The following is a 15,877-nucleotide window of genomic DNA, read 5'->3' as shown; positions in this document are numbered from 1 at the left end:
TGATGCTGAATAAAAATGCCCTTGTTAAGCAAGGGCATTTTTTTATTTAGACATTTTATAAACCACATCAACCCGGTCACGAATCGTGATCACTGAGTCCTGATAACTATTTGATTCTGATTTACTGTCCATCATCATGCTTCGCATCACGACAGGCTGATTCTGCGGTTGCTTATAAGTAATCTGCCATACTTGCCCTAACTGCTGAGCAAAGCCTTTTGCTAATGACTGTGCTTTTTGCTGTGCATCTTGAATCGCAGCGAGCCGAGCTTTTTCCTGATATTGGCTTTCATCTTTCACTTTTAAGCGAATATTATCAACTTGGTTAATTCCCGACGCTAATGCCGTATCCAGACAATCGTTCAGTTTTTCAATCTCCATAACCTGAACGGTCACTGTCCTAGACGCTCGATAACCAACGAGCTCTGGCTGGCTTTTATCCGGGTATTGATATTGAGGTGTCAGATACAAGTTTGAACTCTTAATATCATCTTTACTCACACCAGCATCTGCCAACTTCGCCAAAAAAGTATCCACTACCGAATCCACATCTTCCTTGGCCTGATCAGCATTTAATTGCGACTGGACAACTTTTACCGAAAACTCCGCCATATCAGGCGTTGCCTCCACTTGGCCATACCCTGTTGTCATAATGTGGGGGAATGCCATTTGACTCGCAAAACTCGGCAATGTAACTAAGCTGGCTGCCAAGGCGCAAACCGTCAACGTTGATTTCATTATATGTTCCTCATTTAACCAAGGGTTTATTATTCAATATTAGGCACATGGAATGCCTATAGGTTCCGTGGAAAAAGGAACCTGACAGTATTATGACGTTTCTCACTACTTGCGCTCGCCTTGTGATCTTACCTTTATTGATCAATCAACCGTCCCTATCACACTCTTTTTCTTAATAGCGCTGTACTTTTAAACCATGCAGTATTTCTAAATAGCACCGACGAACGGCCTCATTGAGGCAGGTACTCGTGGGCATAATTCGTAATTGCCTGAGAGAGCTCGCCAAGCACACCACTTTCTAGCTGCCAATGGTGCCAATAAATACGATGTGATAACTCGACATTTGGTGTGAGCTCTATCAAGGCTCCACTCTCCAATTCATCTTGGATCTGCAACTTAGGAATCAGACAATATGCCACCCCAGCCACGGCTAGCTTCACAAAGGCTTCAGAGCTGCGTACCGTGTGCTTTAATATACTGCCAGGCATAATGCTAAAATGTTGATTAACAAAATGCTGATGCATCTTATCGTGCTGATCGAATGCCACTGCTGGTGCCTTGATTAAGGCTTCTCGATTCACACCGTGGCTAAAGTAACGCTTAATAAAACTCGGGCTTGCAACGCAAAGATAATCCACTCTACCTAAGTAATCCGCCACGCACCCTGGAATAGATTGAGACTCTAAGCTGATCGCTCCAACGACCTCGCCGTTTTTTAGCTTTTCAATCGTCCGCCCTTCATCATCAACAATAAGATCCAGCTCAATACGTTTCGACTCGATCAATGGAAATAAACTCGGCAATAACCACGTCGCCAAACTATCGGCGTTGGTTGCAAGAGAGACAGACAAAGGCTTACCTCCCACATCGTCGGTGAGCTCCGGCACCAACTCTTGTTCTAGTAAACGAACTCGCCGATACAGACCAAGTAGTTTCTTTCCTACCGCTGTCGGTCGTGGTGGTTGCTCTCTCACTAGTACTGGTTGTGCTAACCACTTTTCGAGTTGTTTTACTCGTTGAGAGACGGCGGACTGGGATATGTACAGGTGCTCAGCCGCCCTCTCAAAGCTTCGTTGTTCGACAATCGCATCCAACGCTTCTATCCATTTGTAATCAAGACCACGCATTACACACCTAATTAGCAATTCTAATATTGCATTAATATTATTAATTTAACTAATGATAGTAAAAACACTATTCTCTCGCTCTCTTTAATTGAGTTAAGTAGGAAATAAAGTGAATTTTTGGGTGCTTCTTCAAGGTTTTGGTTTAGGTGCGACAATGATTATCCCAATCGGCGCTCAAAACGCCTTTGTATTGAATCAAGGGATTAAGCGTAATCATCATCTCACGACAGCAACGGTCTGTAGCTTTTTAGACGCCATATTTATTTCTCTTGGCATATTTGGTGGAGGGGCGATCCTTTCACAAAGTGAGTGGTTACTTACCTCTGTAACGATAGGCGGCATCTTGTTTCTTACTGGCTATGGCCTACTTTCTTTAAAAAGCGCTCTAAAAGCTCGTCCAGATAACGAATCGAAGAATGAAGTAATATCAAAAGGTAAACGTACCGTCGTACTCGGAGCACTCGCTGTTACCGTACTCAACCCACATTTATACCTTGATACTGTTGTTATTCTTGGCTCCATTGGGGGACAATTTGAAGGTCAAGATCGAATCGGGTTTGCCTTAGGTACGGTGATGGCTTCATTTGTATGGTTTTACTCGTTATCGATCGGCGCGGCAAAACTCGGTCCGACGCTGTCTAAGCCTGCGGTTAAAAAAAGCATCGACTTAGCGGTAGCGGCGATGATGTTTTTCATCGCAATTCTACTCACCAATGGGCTCATGAAGTAACAAGATGAATAAGACTCAAGAGATTTACCTTACCAACACCACGATGCTGAGCACGTTAGCGATCCCTTACCAACAGTGGCAACATGAACCTATCTTAGATTTTGCTACCGATGAACGGATCGCGAAGCAATTAGGGTGGACAGGCACCCACAGTAAAAGCCTCTTCTTAAAAAAGAAAGGTGGGGGTTATGCGCTGTACCTCACCGATAAAGACAGCCGGTTAGATAAAGTAGCATTAAAAGAAGTGCTTGGTAAAAGAACGTCGATTTGCAGTAGCGATGAAATGACACAACAAATAGGGTGTGTGCCCGGCGCTGTTTGCCCCATCGGTCTCCCTGAAGATATTACTATTATCGTTGATAGTGCACTGTTCAGTGCAATAGAAATCTTGTACACCCCTGGGCTACCAGAATGGACATTCGGATTATCCGGCGAGAACCTGAGGTTACTGCTAAGCCAATTGCCAAACGAAATTCTACTCATAAAAAAAGGTGAAGCGTAATGCTTCACCTTATTCTAATCACGCCCACAAAGCGTGTTAGTCAGCTTTATTCAGGTGTACATCCATCTGAGGGAATGGAATCTCAATACCCTCAGCGTCCAATGCTTCTTTAATAGCTTGTAGCGAATCAAAGTACACATCCCAGTATTGTTCAGTACGAACCCAAGGGCGAACAACAAAGTTTACTGACGAATCAGCCAATGCAACCACACCGACCGTAATGCCTGGCTCTTTAAGTATGCGCTCATCAGACTCAAGCGTTTTGCGAATGACCTCTTGTGTTTTTTTAAGGTCTGCGCCATACGAAACACCAATCACGTGGTCAATACGACGTGTCGCGTGACGAGAATAGTTGGTGATGGGTGAACCAATCACTGAGGCATTAGGAACGACAACCATTTTGTTGTCTGGTGTTGTCAAAATCGTTTGAAAAATCTGGATTGCATCGACAGAACCCGCAACACCACCAATCTCAACATAATCACCAGATTTGAATGGACGGAACGCAACAATCAACACACCAGCTGCGAAGTTAGACAGCGAGCCTTGCAGCGCTAAACCAATCGCTAAACCTGCCGCACCAATCACCGCAACAACGGATGCAGTTTGCACTCCAACTCGACTTAGCGCCGCAATCAGAACAATAACAAATAATGTGTAGCGAACAATGCCATGCATGAACTCAACGACAGCCCGGTCCATCTTTTTCTTCTGCAGGACCTTGGATACGCTGTTTGCAATCGCTTTTACAAATAGGTTACCAATAAACAAAATCAAAAGCGCAGAAATGATGTTAACACCATATTGTACGAGTAGATCTGAGTTGTTCGTTAACCACTGCTCTGCTTTAGAAAGACCATCCACTAGCGGGGTCTGCAAATCCATTGATTCATCAGCCATATTATTCACCTCATCAAATAATTGTTCAATCTTATGCTCGACTGACAAGCGACCACTGCTTTGTTAGCCAAACCATTCCTTGGTCATACAACATTGAATATATTTATATTCAAGATACATTACTTAACAAAAGGTTACGCAATCACGTGACTTTGTGCCAGTTTTTTTCAACGCTTTAACTTTATTTTCATCATATACAAAAAAAGCCACTCAAATGAGTGGCTTTTTCAGCTGTCTATCAGTCAAATCTTATAGGATTTTAGACTTATAGTACGTCGATAGCGTTAAGGTCTGAGAATGCTTTCTCAAGACGAGTAACCATAGAAGCTTGACCAGCACGTAGCCATACGCGTGGGTCGTAGTACTTCTTGTTTGGCGCAGCTTCGCCAGTTGGGTTACCGATTTGGCCTTGTAGGAAATCGTGGTTTGCAGCTTCGTAAGTACGGATACCGTCCCATGTTGCCCACTGAGTATCAGTATCGATGTTCATTTTGATAACACCGTAGCCGATAGACTCTTGGATTTCAGCTTCAGAAGAACCTGAACCACCGTGGAATACGAAGTTAAGTGCATTAGGAGCAATGCCAAACTTCTCTGCACAGTATGCTTGAGAATCACGTAGGATTGTTGGAGTTAGTACAACGTTACCCGCTTGGTAAACACCATGTACGTTACCGAAAGAAGCTGCGATAGTGAAACGTGGGCTGATAGCCGTTAGTTTCTCGTATGCATATGCTACGTCTTCTGGAGAAGTGTAAAGCTCAGATGCATCCATATCAGAGTTATCTACGCCGTCTTCTTCACCACCAGTACAACCTAGTTCGATTTCAAGAGTCATACCCATTTTCGCCATGCGAGCTAGGTACTTACCAGAAATTTCGATGTTCTCTTCTAGAGACTCTTCAGAAAGGTCAATCATGTGAGAAGAGAAAAGAGGCTTACCAGTTTCTGCGAAGAACTCTTCACCAGCGTCTAGTAGTCCGTCGATCCAAGGTAGCAATTTCTTCGCTGCGTGGTCAGTGTGAAGAATCACAGGAACGCCGTAAGTAGCCGCAACCGCGTGTACGTATTTTGCACCCGCTACAGCACCAAGGATTTGTGCACCTTGACCTTCAAGTTTCACGCCTTTACCAGCAAAGAAACCCGCACCGCCGTTAGAGAACTGAACAACAACTGGCGCTTTAACTTTAGCTGCCGCTTCTAGAACACCATTGATAGAATCAGTGTTTACTACGTTTACCGCAGGAAGAGCAAATTTGTTTTCTTTTGCTACTTCAAAAACTTTCTGTACGTCATCGCCAGAGATAACACCTGGTTTTACGAAGTCGAAGATCTTAGACATGGAGTAAGTCCTATTTTGTGTCGTTTTAAATAAAAAATGGCAATCGTTTGCTCACAACGGGCGCATTGTAACAAAAATAAATACCCGATGCAGCATAGATAAAAGCGAGCCATAAGCCCGCTTTATTAAAAATAATTATGCTTTTGCGCGCTCTTCAAGCATCGCTACTGCTGGTAACACTTTGCCTTCAACAAACTCAAGGAAAGCACCACCGCCAGTTGAAATATAAGACACGTCAGCTTTAATGCCAAACTTGTCGATTGCCGCTAGCGTGTCACCGCCACCTGCAACTGAGAAACCTTCTGATTCAGCAATCGCTTTAGAGATACCAGCCGTACCTGCTTCAAAGTTTTTGAACTCAAATACGCCAACAGGACCATTCCAAAGAATCGTTTTTGCGTTGCCAATGATTTCAGCTAGTGCCGCAGTAGAATCTGGGCCAAGGTCGAAGATCATATCGTCGTCTTGAACTTCAGAAACGTGCTTGATTTCTGCTTCTGCATTTTCATCAAATGCTTTTGCACATGCAACGTCAGTCGCCACTGGAATCGCACATTCTTTCATAAGTTTCTTCGCTGTCTCAACAAGGTCAGCTTCATATAGAGACTTACCTACGTTGTGACCTTCAGCCGCGATGAATGTGTTAGCGATACCGCCACCCACAACCAATTGGTCAGCAATCTTAGCAAGCGACTCAAGAACGGTTAGCTTAGTCGATACTTTAGAACCACCAACGATCGCAACAAGTGGACGAGCAGGGTTGTCCATTGCTTTGCCTAGTGCTTCAAGCTCAGCAGCAAGAAGAGGACCAGCACAAGCGATTGGCGCGTAAGTACCTACACCGTGAGTTGACGCTTGAGCACGGTGAGCCGTACCAAATGCATCCATAACGAAGATGTCACAAAGTGCTGCATACTGCTTAGAAAGTGCTTCTTCGTTTTTCTTCTCGCCCTTATTAAAGCGAACGTTTTCAAGAACCACCAACTCACCTGCGTTTAGCTCTAGGCCATTCACGTAGTCTTTTGCTAGCTTAACGTCACAGTCAAGTGCGTCGTTTAGGTAGTTTACAACAGGTAGTAGAGAGAACTCTTCTGCGTACTCGCCTTCAGTAGGACGACCTAGGTGAGAAGTCACCATAACTTTAGCACCTGCTTCTAGGCAAAGCTTGATGGTAGGTAGCGATGCAAGAATACGAGCATCTGAAGTTACTTTACCGTCTTTTACAGGAACGTTCAGATCAGCACGGATAAATACGCGTTTACCTGCTAGATCCAGGTCAGTCATCTTGATTACAGACATGTTTAGTCCTCTCAACTAAAAATAAATAATGTTTTTGAAAACTCGGCATCTTGCCAAGTTTATGAATTCATCAACTGCTTACTTATATTGAGCTAATCAATATTAATTTCAACCCTCAAAATTAATATTTTACCCAAGCTCAAGTAGCATCTTAAACTATTGCGACGCTTTCATGGCTAATGCCGTATCAAGCATCCGATTGGCGAAGCCCCATTCGTTATCACACCAGACCAACATTTTGACCAGACGCCCATCACTGACTCGCGTTTGCGTTCCATCAACAATGGCACTGTGTGGGTCATGATTAAAGTCGATTGAGACTAGCGGAGCTTCAGTATAGTCAACAATGCCGTCTAATGTACACCGAGAAGCGTTAATAATGACTTGATTTACGTCATTAACTTTCACATTCGTATTTATAGTTACACTTAGATCCATAGCGGTAACATTAACTGTTGGTACTCGGACAGAAATCGCTTCAAATTTGTTAGAAAATTTCGGAAATATTCTCTCAATACCCTTATGAAGCTTTGTATCAACAGGAATGATCGACTGGCTGGCTGCTCTAGTTCGGCGTAAATCAGTATGATAGGCATCGATGACAGGTTGATCATTCATCGAAGAGTGGATCGTGGTAATCGTGCCTGAATCAATGCCAAACGCATCATCAAGTACTTGTATTATAGGGACAATACAGTTCGTAGTGCACGAACCACTGGAAACAATCGTGTGCTCTTGTTTAAGAGAATCATGATTGACACCATAGATAATCGTATTATCTATGTCATTCGCGCCAGGATGTGAAAACAAAACCTTGTTCGCACCTGCCGCGATATGCTCTAGGCCGTCTGCACGACTCCCGAACACACCCGTACAATCAAGTACAATATCAACCTCTAGATTTCGCCAAGGAAGTAGGTTGATTTCCGCTAAATGCAAGATACGAATACTATCAAACTGACCATCTTGGTGGTTCACATAAAGGTGTTCTTGGTCATGAGTGATCTTTTTACCAAAACGACCATGACTCGTATCATATTGAAGCAGGTGCGCCATTGCTTCAGGTTGCGCCAATTCATTGACTGCGACGACTTTAATTTTATCGTTTTTGCCGCTTTCATAAATCGCTCGAAGTACATTTCGTCCTATACGCCCAAAGCCATTAATCGCTACCTTTAGCATCGTACAACACCTTTTTGTTCACATAATTAAGGCAAGCATATTAACTGATCAACATCAGTTTCGCATCCCGACTTAATCACACATACACAAGAATAATATCCAAGCATAAAAAAACCGAGCCACTAGGGCTCGGTTACTACAACAAAATGAAATAACTCAGCCTATCGCTTAAGCGAGTAATTCTTTTGCTGTGTTCACAACGTTTTCTGTTGTAAAGCCAAACATCTTGAATAGCTCACCTGCTGGTGCAGACTCACCAAATGTCGTCATACCGATGATCTTGCCACCAAAGCCAACATATTTGTACCAGAAGTCAGCAATACCGGCTTCAACAGCAATACGAGCGGTCACGTCAGATGGCAATACTGATTCACGGTACTGCGCATCTTGCTTATCAAACGCATCCGTTGCTGGCATAGAAACCACACGTACCGCTTTGCCTTCAGCAGTCAGTTGCGCAGCAGCTTCAACTGCTAGTTCAACTTCAGAGCCAGTAGCGATGATAATTAATTCAGGCTTACCTGCACAATCTTTCAGGATGTAACCACCCTTGGCGATGTTTGCTACTTGCTCTGCGTTACGCTCCTGCTGTGCTAGGTTCTGACGAGAGAAGATAAGCGATGTTGGACCATCTTTACGTTCAATAGCCAGTTTCCAAGCCACTGCCGATTCCACTTGGTCACATGGACGCCATGTGCTCATGTTTGGTGTTAGGCGTAGCGAAGCAATTTGCTCAACCGGTTGGTGAGTTGGGCCGTCTTCGCCTAGACCGATAGAGTCGTGCGTGTAAACCTGGATGTTCTGAACTTTCATCAGAGCTGCCATACGCATCGCGTTACGAGCGTATTCCATGAACATTAGGAATGTTGCACCGTATGGTACGAAACCACCGTGCAAAGCGATACCGTTCATGATCGCAGTCATACCAAACTCACGAACACCGTAATGAATGTAGTTACCAGAGAAGTCTTCAGCTGTTAGCGACTTAGAACCAGACCACATTGTCAGGTTAGAAGGTGCAAGGTCAGCAGAGCCACCCATAAATTCTGGTAGCATTTGACCAAATGCTTCTAGCGCATTTTGTGACGCTTTACGTGATGCGATGTTTGCAGGGTTAGCTTGAAGATCAGCAATGATTGCCGATGCTTTTTCTTCCCACTCAGCTGGCAGTTCGCCATTTGTACGACGAGTAAACTCAGCCGCAAGTTCTGGGTAAGCAGCTGCGTAAGCGTCAAACTTAGCATTCCACGCCGCTTCTTTTGCTGCGCCCGCTTCTTTTGCATTCCATTGTGCCGAGATATCAGCTGGAATTTCAAAAGGACCGTGCTCCCAACCCAGCGCTGCTTTAGTTGCTGCGATTTCATCAGCGCCTAGTGGTGCACCGTGGCAGTCGTGCGTGCCGGCTTTGTTTGGTGAACCAAAACCAATAACAGTTTTAGTACAAATAAGTGTTGGGCGAGGATCCGCTTTTGCCGCGATGATTGCCGCGTTAATCGCATCAGAGTCATGACCATCAACGGCAGGGATAACATGCCAGCCGTAGGCTTCAAAACGCTTAGGCGTGTCGTCAGAGAACCAACCTTCCACCTCACCATCGATAGAAATACCGTTGTCATCCCAGAAAGCAACCAGCTTACCAAGACCAAGAGTACCAGCCAAAGAGCAGGCTTCGTGAGAGATGCCTTCCATCAGACAGCCATCGCCCATGAACGCGTAAGTAAAGTGATCAACGATGTCATGACCTTCTTTATTAAATTGCGCAGCCAGTGATTTCTCTGCCATTGCCATGCCGACTGCATTCGTGATGCCTTGACCTAAAGGGCCTGTTGTCGTTTCAATGCCTGGAGCGTAGCCGTATTCTGGGTGACCTGGTGTTTTAGAGTGCAATTGACGGAAGTTTTTAAGATCGTCAATAGATAATTCATAACCACTTAGATGAAGCAGAGAATAAATCAGCATTGAGCCGTGGCCGTTTGACAAAATAAAACGGTCGCGATCAGCCCATTCCGGGTTTTGAGGATTGTGATTTAGGTGAGAGCGCCAAAGTACTTCGGCGATATCAGCCATACCCATAGGGGCACCTGGGTGACCAGAGTTGGCTTGTTGAACACCATCCATGCTAAGCGCGCGGATTGCATTAGCTAATTCTTTACGAGACGACATGTCTGCTCCTGAGTGCATTAAGCGAATTTCAAGTTGATTCCTTGCTGAACAATAATCAGCGGCAAGCATTGTCGCAAAGCCCCCTAACCTCTGCAAACTTTTTACCGATATTTTGAGTACTTTTGCTGTGTTTTTTTGCACGTTACACCCCTATCTGCCTTAAAATACGCAAACGTTTGGCTATAACTTAAAAGTAAAAATCGCTTGATTCTCACACATCGATGATTAAAATAGACGTCTAGATGTAGATACACCTACAAAATATCATTGAATTTTTTATAGGCCAGCACAATATCGCTGGCTTTATTAACTGTAATTGGAGCTCTCATGGCTAAGCACCTGTTCACTTCTGAATCCGTATCAGAAGGACATCCTGATAAAATTGCTGACCAAATTTCTGATGCTGTACTTGACGCAATTTTAGAGCAAGACCCGAAAGCGCGTGTTGCTTGTGAAACTTACGTAAAGACTGGCATGGTAATGGTTGGTGGTGAAGTCACGACCTCAGCGTGGGTAGACATCGAAGAGATTACTCGTGAAACCGTTCGCGAAATCGGCTACGTTCACTCAGATATGGGCTTTGATGCGGATTCTTGTGCCGTACTGAACACGATTGGTAAACAATCTCCAGACATCAACCAAGGTGTTGATAAAGCTGATCCAAAAGAACAAGGCGCTGGTGACCAAGGCATCATGTTTGGTTACGCAACTAACGAAACGCCAATCCTAATGCCGGCTCCTATTACTTACTCTCACTTACTTGTTAAAAAGCAAGCTGAAGTTCGTAAGAGCGGTAAGCTTGACTTCCTTCGTCCAGATGCGAAATCTCAAGTTACCTTCCAATACGACCAAGGTAAGATTGTTGGTATCGATGCGGTTGTACTTTCAACACAGCACTGCGATTCAGTCACAACACCTGATCTTCGTGAAGCGGTAATGGAAGAGATCATCAAGCCAGTTCTTCCAGCAGAGTGGATTAACAAAGACACCAACTTCTTCATCAACCCAACCGGTCGTTTTGTTATCGGCGGCCCTATGGGTGACTGTGGTCTTACGGGTCGTAAGATCATCGTTGATACGTACGGCGGCGCAGCTCGTCACGGTGGTGGTGCATTCTCTGGTAAAGATCCATCGAAAGTTGACCGCAGTGCCGCATACGCAGCACGTTACGTAGCGAAAAACATTGTTGCTGCTGGCATGGCAGATCGTTGTGAGATTCAACTGTCTTACGCCATTGGTGTTGCTGATCCTACGTCAATCATGGTGGAAACGTTTGGTACTGAGAAAGTCGCTCACGACATCATCATTGAAGCAGTTCGTCAGAACTTCGATCTACGTCCATATGGTCTTCAAGAGATGCTGAACCTGCTTCAACCTATCTACAAGCAAACCGCAGCTTATGGTCACTTCGGTCGTGAAGAATTCCCTTGGGAAGCGACTGACAAAGCAGCAATGCTGCGTGATTTCGCTGGCATCAAATAGCGATTAATTCCACGCTATAACTAAGCTCAAAGACTAAAAAGCCCTTATCATTTGATAAGGGCTTTTTTACTTCAGCGTAAAATATATTAACTTCAACTATTTCAACCGCTTTGTTGCAAATTTGTTAACTTAACACTTGTAACACGTCTTTTCTATCCAGCAAAAAATTGTGTTTTCTTCCGTCTCGGTCAATAGTTAACCATAAGAGGACCGATGCAGAATGAGAATAACGCGAACTCATCATCACGCATCCCGACTCCATTATGGGAACACGTTGCGCCAAATCGTGAGCGATAAAGCTCACAACAATCGTTCATTTCCCGACATCAGAGACGAAGGCCAGATTGTCAAATCAGGGAGGACATATGCCTCGAACCGCTCAGACTGAAGACTTCCAAAAGAAAGACGAAGTCAAAGATCAAGATTACGCTAAAACCATACCTTGTAACCAAGTGAGTATTTCTGCGCCTTTTCATTGGCTGGCACTTGGGCTTCATGACTTAGTAAAAATGCCCGTTATTAGCGCATTTTACGGGCTATGTTTTACCGCCGCCGCCGTGGCGATAGTTCAGCTTGTACAATGGCAAGGTACCCATCTTGTTATCATGCCAAGCCTAGTCGTCTATATGCTCATTGGCCCTTTCCTTGCGCTTGGGCTTTATGACGCGGCTTGGGAAAGAGAAAAAGGTCACAAAGCCAGCCTGTTTCATTCAATGAAAGCCATTGGCCGTAACTCAACCTCACAATGGGCTTTTGCCGTATTGCTTGCCGTCGCCATGATATTTTGGATGCGAATAGCCGCGCTACTGCACGCCCTATACCCTTCCGTTCAAGGCGCTCCGTTAACTGAATTTGCACCATTTCTTATCACAGGTTCTGTGATTGGTTTGGTGATAGCCAGTGTTATATTCAGCTTGTCAGCCTTCTCGATTCCTTTAATGATGGAGCGTAGAGTCGATGTAATGACAGCGGTGTTTACCAGTTTCAATGCCGTCAAATCTAATATCCCAGCCATGGTGGTATGGGCATTTATAATCTGTGGTGGAATCCTTATCGGGTTTGCTACCTTTGGCTTAGGGATGATGATAACCATGCCTATCCTTGGTTATGGAACCTGGCATGCGTACCACGAGGTGATAAAGAAGCGCCACCATCCTTAGCCTTGCTTGATTTACTCATGGACTACAATACAATAACGCCCTCTTTGGGCGTTATTGGGTTTTCGGTGTGCATCCGTCGTTATCTACAGATTTACAATACTTAGCATCAAAACGACTGGCTCATTGCATATCGGTTGCTGAGCAGTATTTTCAACAGACATTCCCTATCCCATCACTCAGTTTTAAACTCAAAGGAAAAACGGCAGGAAAAGCCTATTTGCAACCCTGGGAGATTCGATTGAATCCCATCCTCTTTAGTGAGAATCAAGATGCATTCATTGAGGAAGTCATTCCTCATGAAGTCGCTCACCTGCTGGCATTTAAGCTATATGGTCGTGTTCCCCCTCACGGTAAACACTGGCAAGCTATCATGCATAACGTGTTTAAAGTCATTCCAAAGACAACCCACCAAATGGATATCTCTTCTGTTCAGGGCAAAGTTTTTGAGTATCACTGCCAGTGCAGTACCTACCCTTTAACGATTCGAAGACATAATAAAGTACAACGGCAGCAAGCGAGTTATCGATGTACTAAATGTCACGAAGCACTGCGCTATTCTGGCCAGCAAGGCTAAACCCTGTGCATCATAAAAATTCAACTCAAGCGAATCTACCCGCTTCCTCGGTTAATAATCATTAAGTTAGTAGTCATCATTAATAACGCGATCTACACTAGGTTATCTCGTACTTATCTCAGACTATTTAATGAAAATTCATCTCATTTTACTCTCCTTAATCGGGTTAATTTTTATTCCTCAGCAGGCTTTTTCAGCACCACCGAGCAGTTTTAGTTCGGCAAAAAGGCAGGCGGTAAAAATCTATGCCGATCATCCTGTCAGCTTCTATTGTGGCTGTGACATTCAATGGCAAGGTAAAAAAGGGACACCCGATCTCGCCTCTTGTGGTTACCAAGTCCGAAAGCAGCAAAAGCGGGCGAGTCGCATTGAATGGGAACACGTTGTACCCGCTTGGCAATTTGGCCACCAGCGTCAATGCTGGCAAGAGGGGGGACGAAAGAACTGCACTAAAAATGACAAAACATTTCGCCTAATGGAAGCCGACCTTCATAACTTGACCCCGACGATTGGAGAGGTAAATGGCGACCGTTCAAACTACAATTTCAGTCAGTGGAATGGCATTGATGGTGTCAGCTATGGGCGGTGTGAAATGCAGGTAAACTTTAAGCAACGCAAAGTCATGCCTCCTGACAGAGCAAGAGGGTCGATCGCTCGCACGTATTTGTATATGAGCCAAGAGTATGGCTTTACACTATCAAAGCAGCAAACCCAGTTAATGAATGCTTGGAATCGAACGTATCCGGCGGATGCTTGGGAGTGTGAACGCGACAAGAGAATTGCAGCCCGCCAGGGCAACCGTAACCCTTACGTCGCAGAGGCTTGTCAGAACGGATCATAACACTCGCTCAGGCATAATTTTCGTTAGCAAGCCCTTGTAATTTCTAGGGCTTGCATCCATGTTATATCTCTACACCTTTTTGTCCGTCGGAAGTCATTATGCGCATACCTCGTATTTATCACCCAGAGTCCATTGAAAGCTTGGGCACACTTGCTCTTAGCGAGGAAGCCTCAAATCATATCGGACGCGTATTACGCATGAAAGAAGGCCAAGATGTATTGCTCTTTGACGGCAGTGACCATGAGTTTCCTGCGACAATTCATGAGGTAACAAAAAAATCCGTCACTGTCATGCTCACAAAAAAAATAGCGAACAGTATCGAATCCCCTCTCGATTTACATCTTGGTCAAGTGATCTCTCGTGGTGACAAGATGGAATTTACCATTCAAAAATCGGTTGAATTAGGTGTAAATACTATCACCCCTCTTATTTCTGAACGTTGTGGTGTCAAACTTGACCCCAAACGTTTTGAAAAGAAAATGCAGCAATGGCAAAAGATCGCGATCAGTGCCTGTGAGCAGTGTGGTCGGAATACCATCCCCACCATACGACCTATTATGCCCTTAGAACAATGGTGTGCAGAGCCCTCAGATGCACTGAAGCTCAATCTACATCCTCGTGCTAAGTATTCGATTAATACCCTTCCAGAGCCAATCAAAAAAGTAAGACTATTAATTGGCCCAGAAGGCGGACTCTCACCACAAGAGATCGAAATGACTGAACAATACCAATTTGAAGAAACCCTGCTTGGTCCTCGCGTACTCAGAACGGAAACCGCTGCATTAACAGCGATCACCGCTCTTCAAGTACGCTTCGGCGATTTAGGCTAACTGGAGAACGAACATGATTAAACTCGGCATTGTAATGGACCCAATCTCGTCTATTAACATCAAAAAAGACTCTAGCTTTGCCATGATGCTCGAAGCACAGCGTCGCGGATATGAAATCCACTATATGGAAATGCAAGATCTGCATCTTGACCAAGGCGTTGCCGTTGCCGACACTAAAGTGGTGACGTTAATAGAAGACCCTAATGGTTGGTATGAATTCGACTCAGAACAAACGATCGAATTATCTGAGCTTGATGCGGTGTTAATGCGTAAAGATCCCCCTTTTGATACCGAGTTTATCTACGCGACTTACATCCTAGAAAGAGCGGAAGAAAAAGGCACACTTATTGTCAACAAGCCTCAAAGCTTACGTGATTGTAATGAAAAGCTGTTTACCGCCTGGTTCCCTGAGCTGACGCCAACGACGATCGTGACCCGTAAAGCCGAAAAAATTAAAGCGTTTCGCGATACGCATGGTGATGTGATCTTAAAACCACTCGATGGAATGGGCGGAGCCTCTATTTTCCGCGTAAAACAAGATGACCCGAATGTTTCTGTCATCATTGAAACCCTGACCAACCACGGACAAAACTACGCAATGGCGCAGACGTTTGTTCCTGATATCAGTAATGGAGACAAACGCATCCTTGTGGTTGATGGAGAGCCAATGCCGTACTGCTTAGCACGCATCCCAGCTAAGGGAGAAACGCGTGGTAACCTTGCTGCAGGTGGCACAGGTGAAGCTCGTCCATTAAGTGAGACAGATAAGCAGATTGCGCTTGCTGTCGCTCCTACTTTAAAGGAAAAAGGGTTAATCTTTGTAGGCCTTGATGTCATTGGTGACAAACTCACAGAAATCAATGTGACGAGCCCTACTTGTATCCGTGAGATCGAAGCCGCATTTGATGTTTCTATCACGGGTAAACTCATGGATGCAATTGAACGCCGATTAGGTAAATAATCGAGAGCTAATCCTCTCAGATCAAACCATCAGTGTTAGGAGGCGA

At 44.6% G+C, this 15,877-nt stretch carries 15 protein-coding genes; 8 read left to right on the top strand and 7 right to left on the bottom strand.

The genetic code is table 11. From position 1 onward, the window contains the following. Positions 1-42: 42 nt before the first annotated feature. Together ACE1OE_RS06360 and ACE1OE_RS06355 are read right to left on the bottom strand one after the other, a co-directional pair. Positions 43-738, bottom strand: coding sequence for an oxidative stress defense protein (locus ACE1OE_RS06360; protein WP_449210509.1), 696 nt, complete (start codon positions 736-738; stop codon positions 43-45). A 230-nt stretch (positions 739-968) separates the two neighbouring features. Then, positions 969-1,865: a LysR family transcriptional regulator ArgP gene (locus ACE1OE_RS06355; RefSeq protein WP_449210508.1), complete on the bottom strand. Its 897-nt coding sequence runs from the start codon at positions 1,863-1,865 to the stop codon at positions 969-971. A 109-nt stretch (positions 1,866-1,974) separates the two neighbouring features. Here ACE1OE_RS06355 and ACE1OE_RS06350 point away from each other — a divergent pair, with 109 nt between their 5' ends. Both ACE1OE_RS06350 and ACE1OE_RS06345 read left to right on the top strand, forming a co-directional pair. Further along, positions 1,975-2,595 carry a LysE/ArgO family amino acid transporter gene (locus ACE1OE_RS06350; RefSeq protein WP_449210507.1) on the top strand — a complete coding sequence of 207 codons (621 nt, stop codon included), beginning with the start codon at positions 1,975-1,977 and terminating at the stop codon, positions 2,593-2,595. Positions 2,596-2,599: 4 nt separating this feature from the next. Further along, positions 2,600-3,097, top strand: a complete 498-nt coding sequence (locus ACE1OE_RS06345; protein ID WP_449210506.1) for a YbaK/EbsC family protein — start codon at positions 2,600-2,602, stop codon at positions 3,095-3,097. Between the two features lie 36 nt (positions 3,098-3,133). On the opposite strand, the gene mscS is transcribed toward ACE1OE_RS06345, so the two are convergent. The 5 genes from mscS to tkt all read right to left on the bottom strand — a co-directional run bounded on the left by mscS (position 3,134) and on the right by tkt (position 9,983). After that, a complete protein-coding gene (gene mscS, locus ACE1OE_RS06340) occupies positions 3,134-3,997 on the bottom strand; it encodes a small-conductance mechanosensitive channel MscS (protein ID WP_102468468.1) in 864 nt (287 codons plus the stop codon). Positions 3,998-4,262: 265 nt separating this feature from the next. Continuing rightward, a complete protein-coding gene (gene fbaA / locus ACE1OE_RS06335) occupies positions 4,263-5,339 on the bottom strand; it encodes a class II fructose-bisphosphate aldolase (RefSeq protein ID WP_102468246.1) in 1,077 nt (358 codons plus the stop codon). 135 nt (positions 5,340-5,474) lie between these two features. Then, entirely contained in the window at positions 5,475-6,638 is a 1,164-nt protein-coding gene (locus ACE1OE_RS06330) for a phosphoglycerate kinase (RefSeq protein WP_449210505.1), read from the bottom strand. A gap of 156 nt (positions 6,639-6,794) precedes the next feature. Then, positions 6,795-7,820, bottom strand: coding sequence for an erythrose-4-phosphate dehydrogenase (epd, locus tag ACE1OE_RS06325; protein WP_449210504.1), 1,026 nt, complete (start codon positions 7,818-7,820; stop codon positions 6,795-6,797). A gap of 168 nt (positions 7,821-7,988) precedes the next feature. Further along, entirely contained in the window at positions 7,989-9,983 is a 1,995-nt protein-coding gene (gene tkt / locus ACE1OE_RS06320; protein ID WP_198593144.1) for a transketolase, read from the bottom strand. A gap of 327 nt (positions 9,984-10,310) precedes the next feature. On the opposite strand from tkt, the gene metK reads away from it, so the two are divergent. The 6 genes from metK to gshB all read left to right on the top strand — a co-directional run bounded on the left by metK (position 10,311) and on the right by gshB (position 15,831). Next, positions 10,311-11,465: a methionine adenosyltransferase gene (metK, locus tag ACE1OE_RS06315; protein WP_449210503.1), complete on the top strand. Its 1,155-nt coding sequence runs from the start codon at positions 10,311-10,313 to the stop codon at positions 11,463-11,465. 365 nt (positions 11,466-11,830) lie between these two features. Then, positions 11,831-12,625: a DUF2189 domain-containing protein gene (locus tag ACE1OE_RS06310; RefSeq protein ID WP_449210502.1), complete on the top strand. Its 795-nt coding sequence runs from the start codon at positions 11,831-11,833 to the stop codon at positions 12,623-12,625. Positions 12,626-12,692: 67 nt separating this feature from the next. Beyond that, the gene (locus tag ACE1OE_RS06305; RefSeq protein ID WP_372059158.1) at positions 12,693-13,199 is read left to right on the top strand and encodes a SprT family zinc-dependent metalloprotease; all 507 of its coding nucleotides are present in this window, start codon (positions 12,693-12,695) and stop codon (positions 13,197-13,199) included. A gap of 130 nt (positions 13,200-13,329) precedes the next feature. Beyond that, on the top strand, positions 13,330-14,040 hold the full coding sequence (locus ACE1OE_RS06300) for an endonuclease (protein WP_372059157.1): 711 nt from the start codon (positions 13,330-13,332) through the stop codon (positions 14,038-14,040). A 98-nt stretch (positions 14,041-14,138) separates the two neighbouring features. Further along, positions 14,139-14,870 carry a 16S rRNA (uracil(1498)-N(3))-methyltransferase gene (rsmE, locus tag ACE1OE_RS06295; RefSeq protein ID WP_372059156.1) on the top strand — a complete coding sequence of 244 codons (732 nt, stop codon included), beginning with the start codon at positions 14,139-14,141 and terminating at the stop codon, positions 14,868-14,870. A gap of 13 nt (positions 14,871-14,883) precedes the next feature. Then, on the top strand, positions 14,884-15,831 hold the full coding sequence (gshB, locus tag ACE1OE_RS06290; RefSeq protein ID WP_102468238.1) for a glutathione synthase: 948 nt from the start codon (positions 14,884-14,886) through the stop codon (positions 15,829-15,831). Positions 15,832-15,877: the final 46 nt, after the last annotated feature.

The organism is Vibrio sp. E150_011 (assembly GCF_053544015.1).
Note: the sequence above shows the minus strand (reverse complement) of the source record. Positions and strands in the feature narration are given on the sequence as shown.

Bases quoted from the DNA above. Each gene is read 5' to 3' on its own strand.
- ACE1OE_RS06360 (WP_449210509.1), bottom strand. From the start codon at position 738: ATGAAATCAACGTTGACGGTTTGCGCCTTGGCAGCCAGCTTAGTTACA.
- ACE1OE_RS06355 (WP_449210508.1), bottom strand. From the start codon at position 1,865: ATGCGTGGTCTTGATTACAAATGGATAGAAGCGTTGGATGCGATTGTC.
- ACE1OE_RS06345 (WP_449210506.1), top strand. From the start codon at position 2,600: ATGAATAAGACTCAAGAGATTTACCTTACCAACACCACGATGCTGAGC.
- mscS (WP_102468468.1), bottom strand. From the start codon at position 3,997: ATGGCTGATGAATCAATGGATTTGCAGACCCCGCTAGTGGATGGTCTT.
- fbaA (WP_102468246.1), bottom strand. From the start codon at position 5,339: ATGTCTAAGATCTTCGACTTCGTAAAACCAGGTGTTATCTCTGGCGAT.
- ACE1OE_RS06330 (WP_449210505.1), bottom strand. From the start codon at position 6,638: ATGTCTGTAATCAAGATGACTGACCTGGATCTAGCAGGTAAACGCGTA.
- epd (WP_449210504.1), bottom strand. From the start codon at position 7,820: ATGCTAAAGGTAGCGATTAATGGCTTTGGGCGTATAGGACGAAATGTA.
- tkt (WP_198593144.1), bottom strand. From the start codon at position 9,983: ATGTCGTCTCGTAAAGAATTAGCTAATGCAATCCGCGCGCTTAGCATG.
- metK (WP_449210503.1), top strand. From the start codon at position 10,311: ATGGCTAAGCACCTGTTCACTTCTGAATCCGTATCAGAAGGACATCCT.
- ACE1OE_RS06310 (WP_449210502.1), top strand. From the start codon at position 11,831: ATGCCTCGAACCGCTCAGACTGAAGACTTCCAAAAGAAAGACGAAGTC.
- ACE1OE_RS06300 (WP_372059157.1), top strand. From the start codon at position 13,330: ATGAAAATTCATCTCATTTTACTCTCCTTAATCGGGTTAATTTTTATT.
- rsmE (WP_372059156.1), top strand. From the start codon at position 14,139: ATGCGCATACCTCGTATTTATCACCCAGAGTCCATTGAAAGCTTGGGC.
- gshB (WP_102468238.1), top strand. From the start codon at position 14,884: ATGATTAAACTCGGCATTGTAATGGACCCAATCTCGTCTATTAACATC.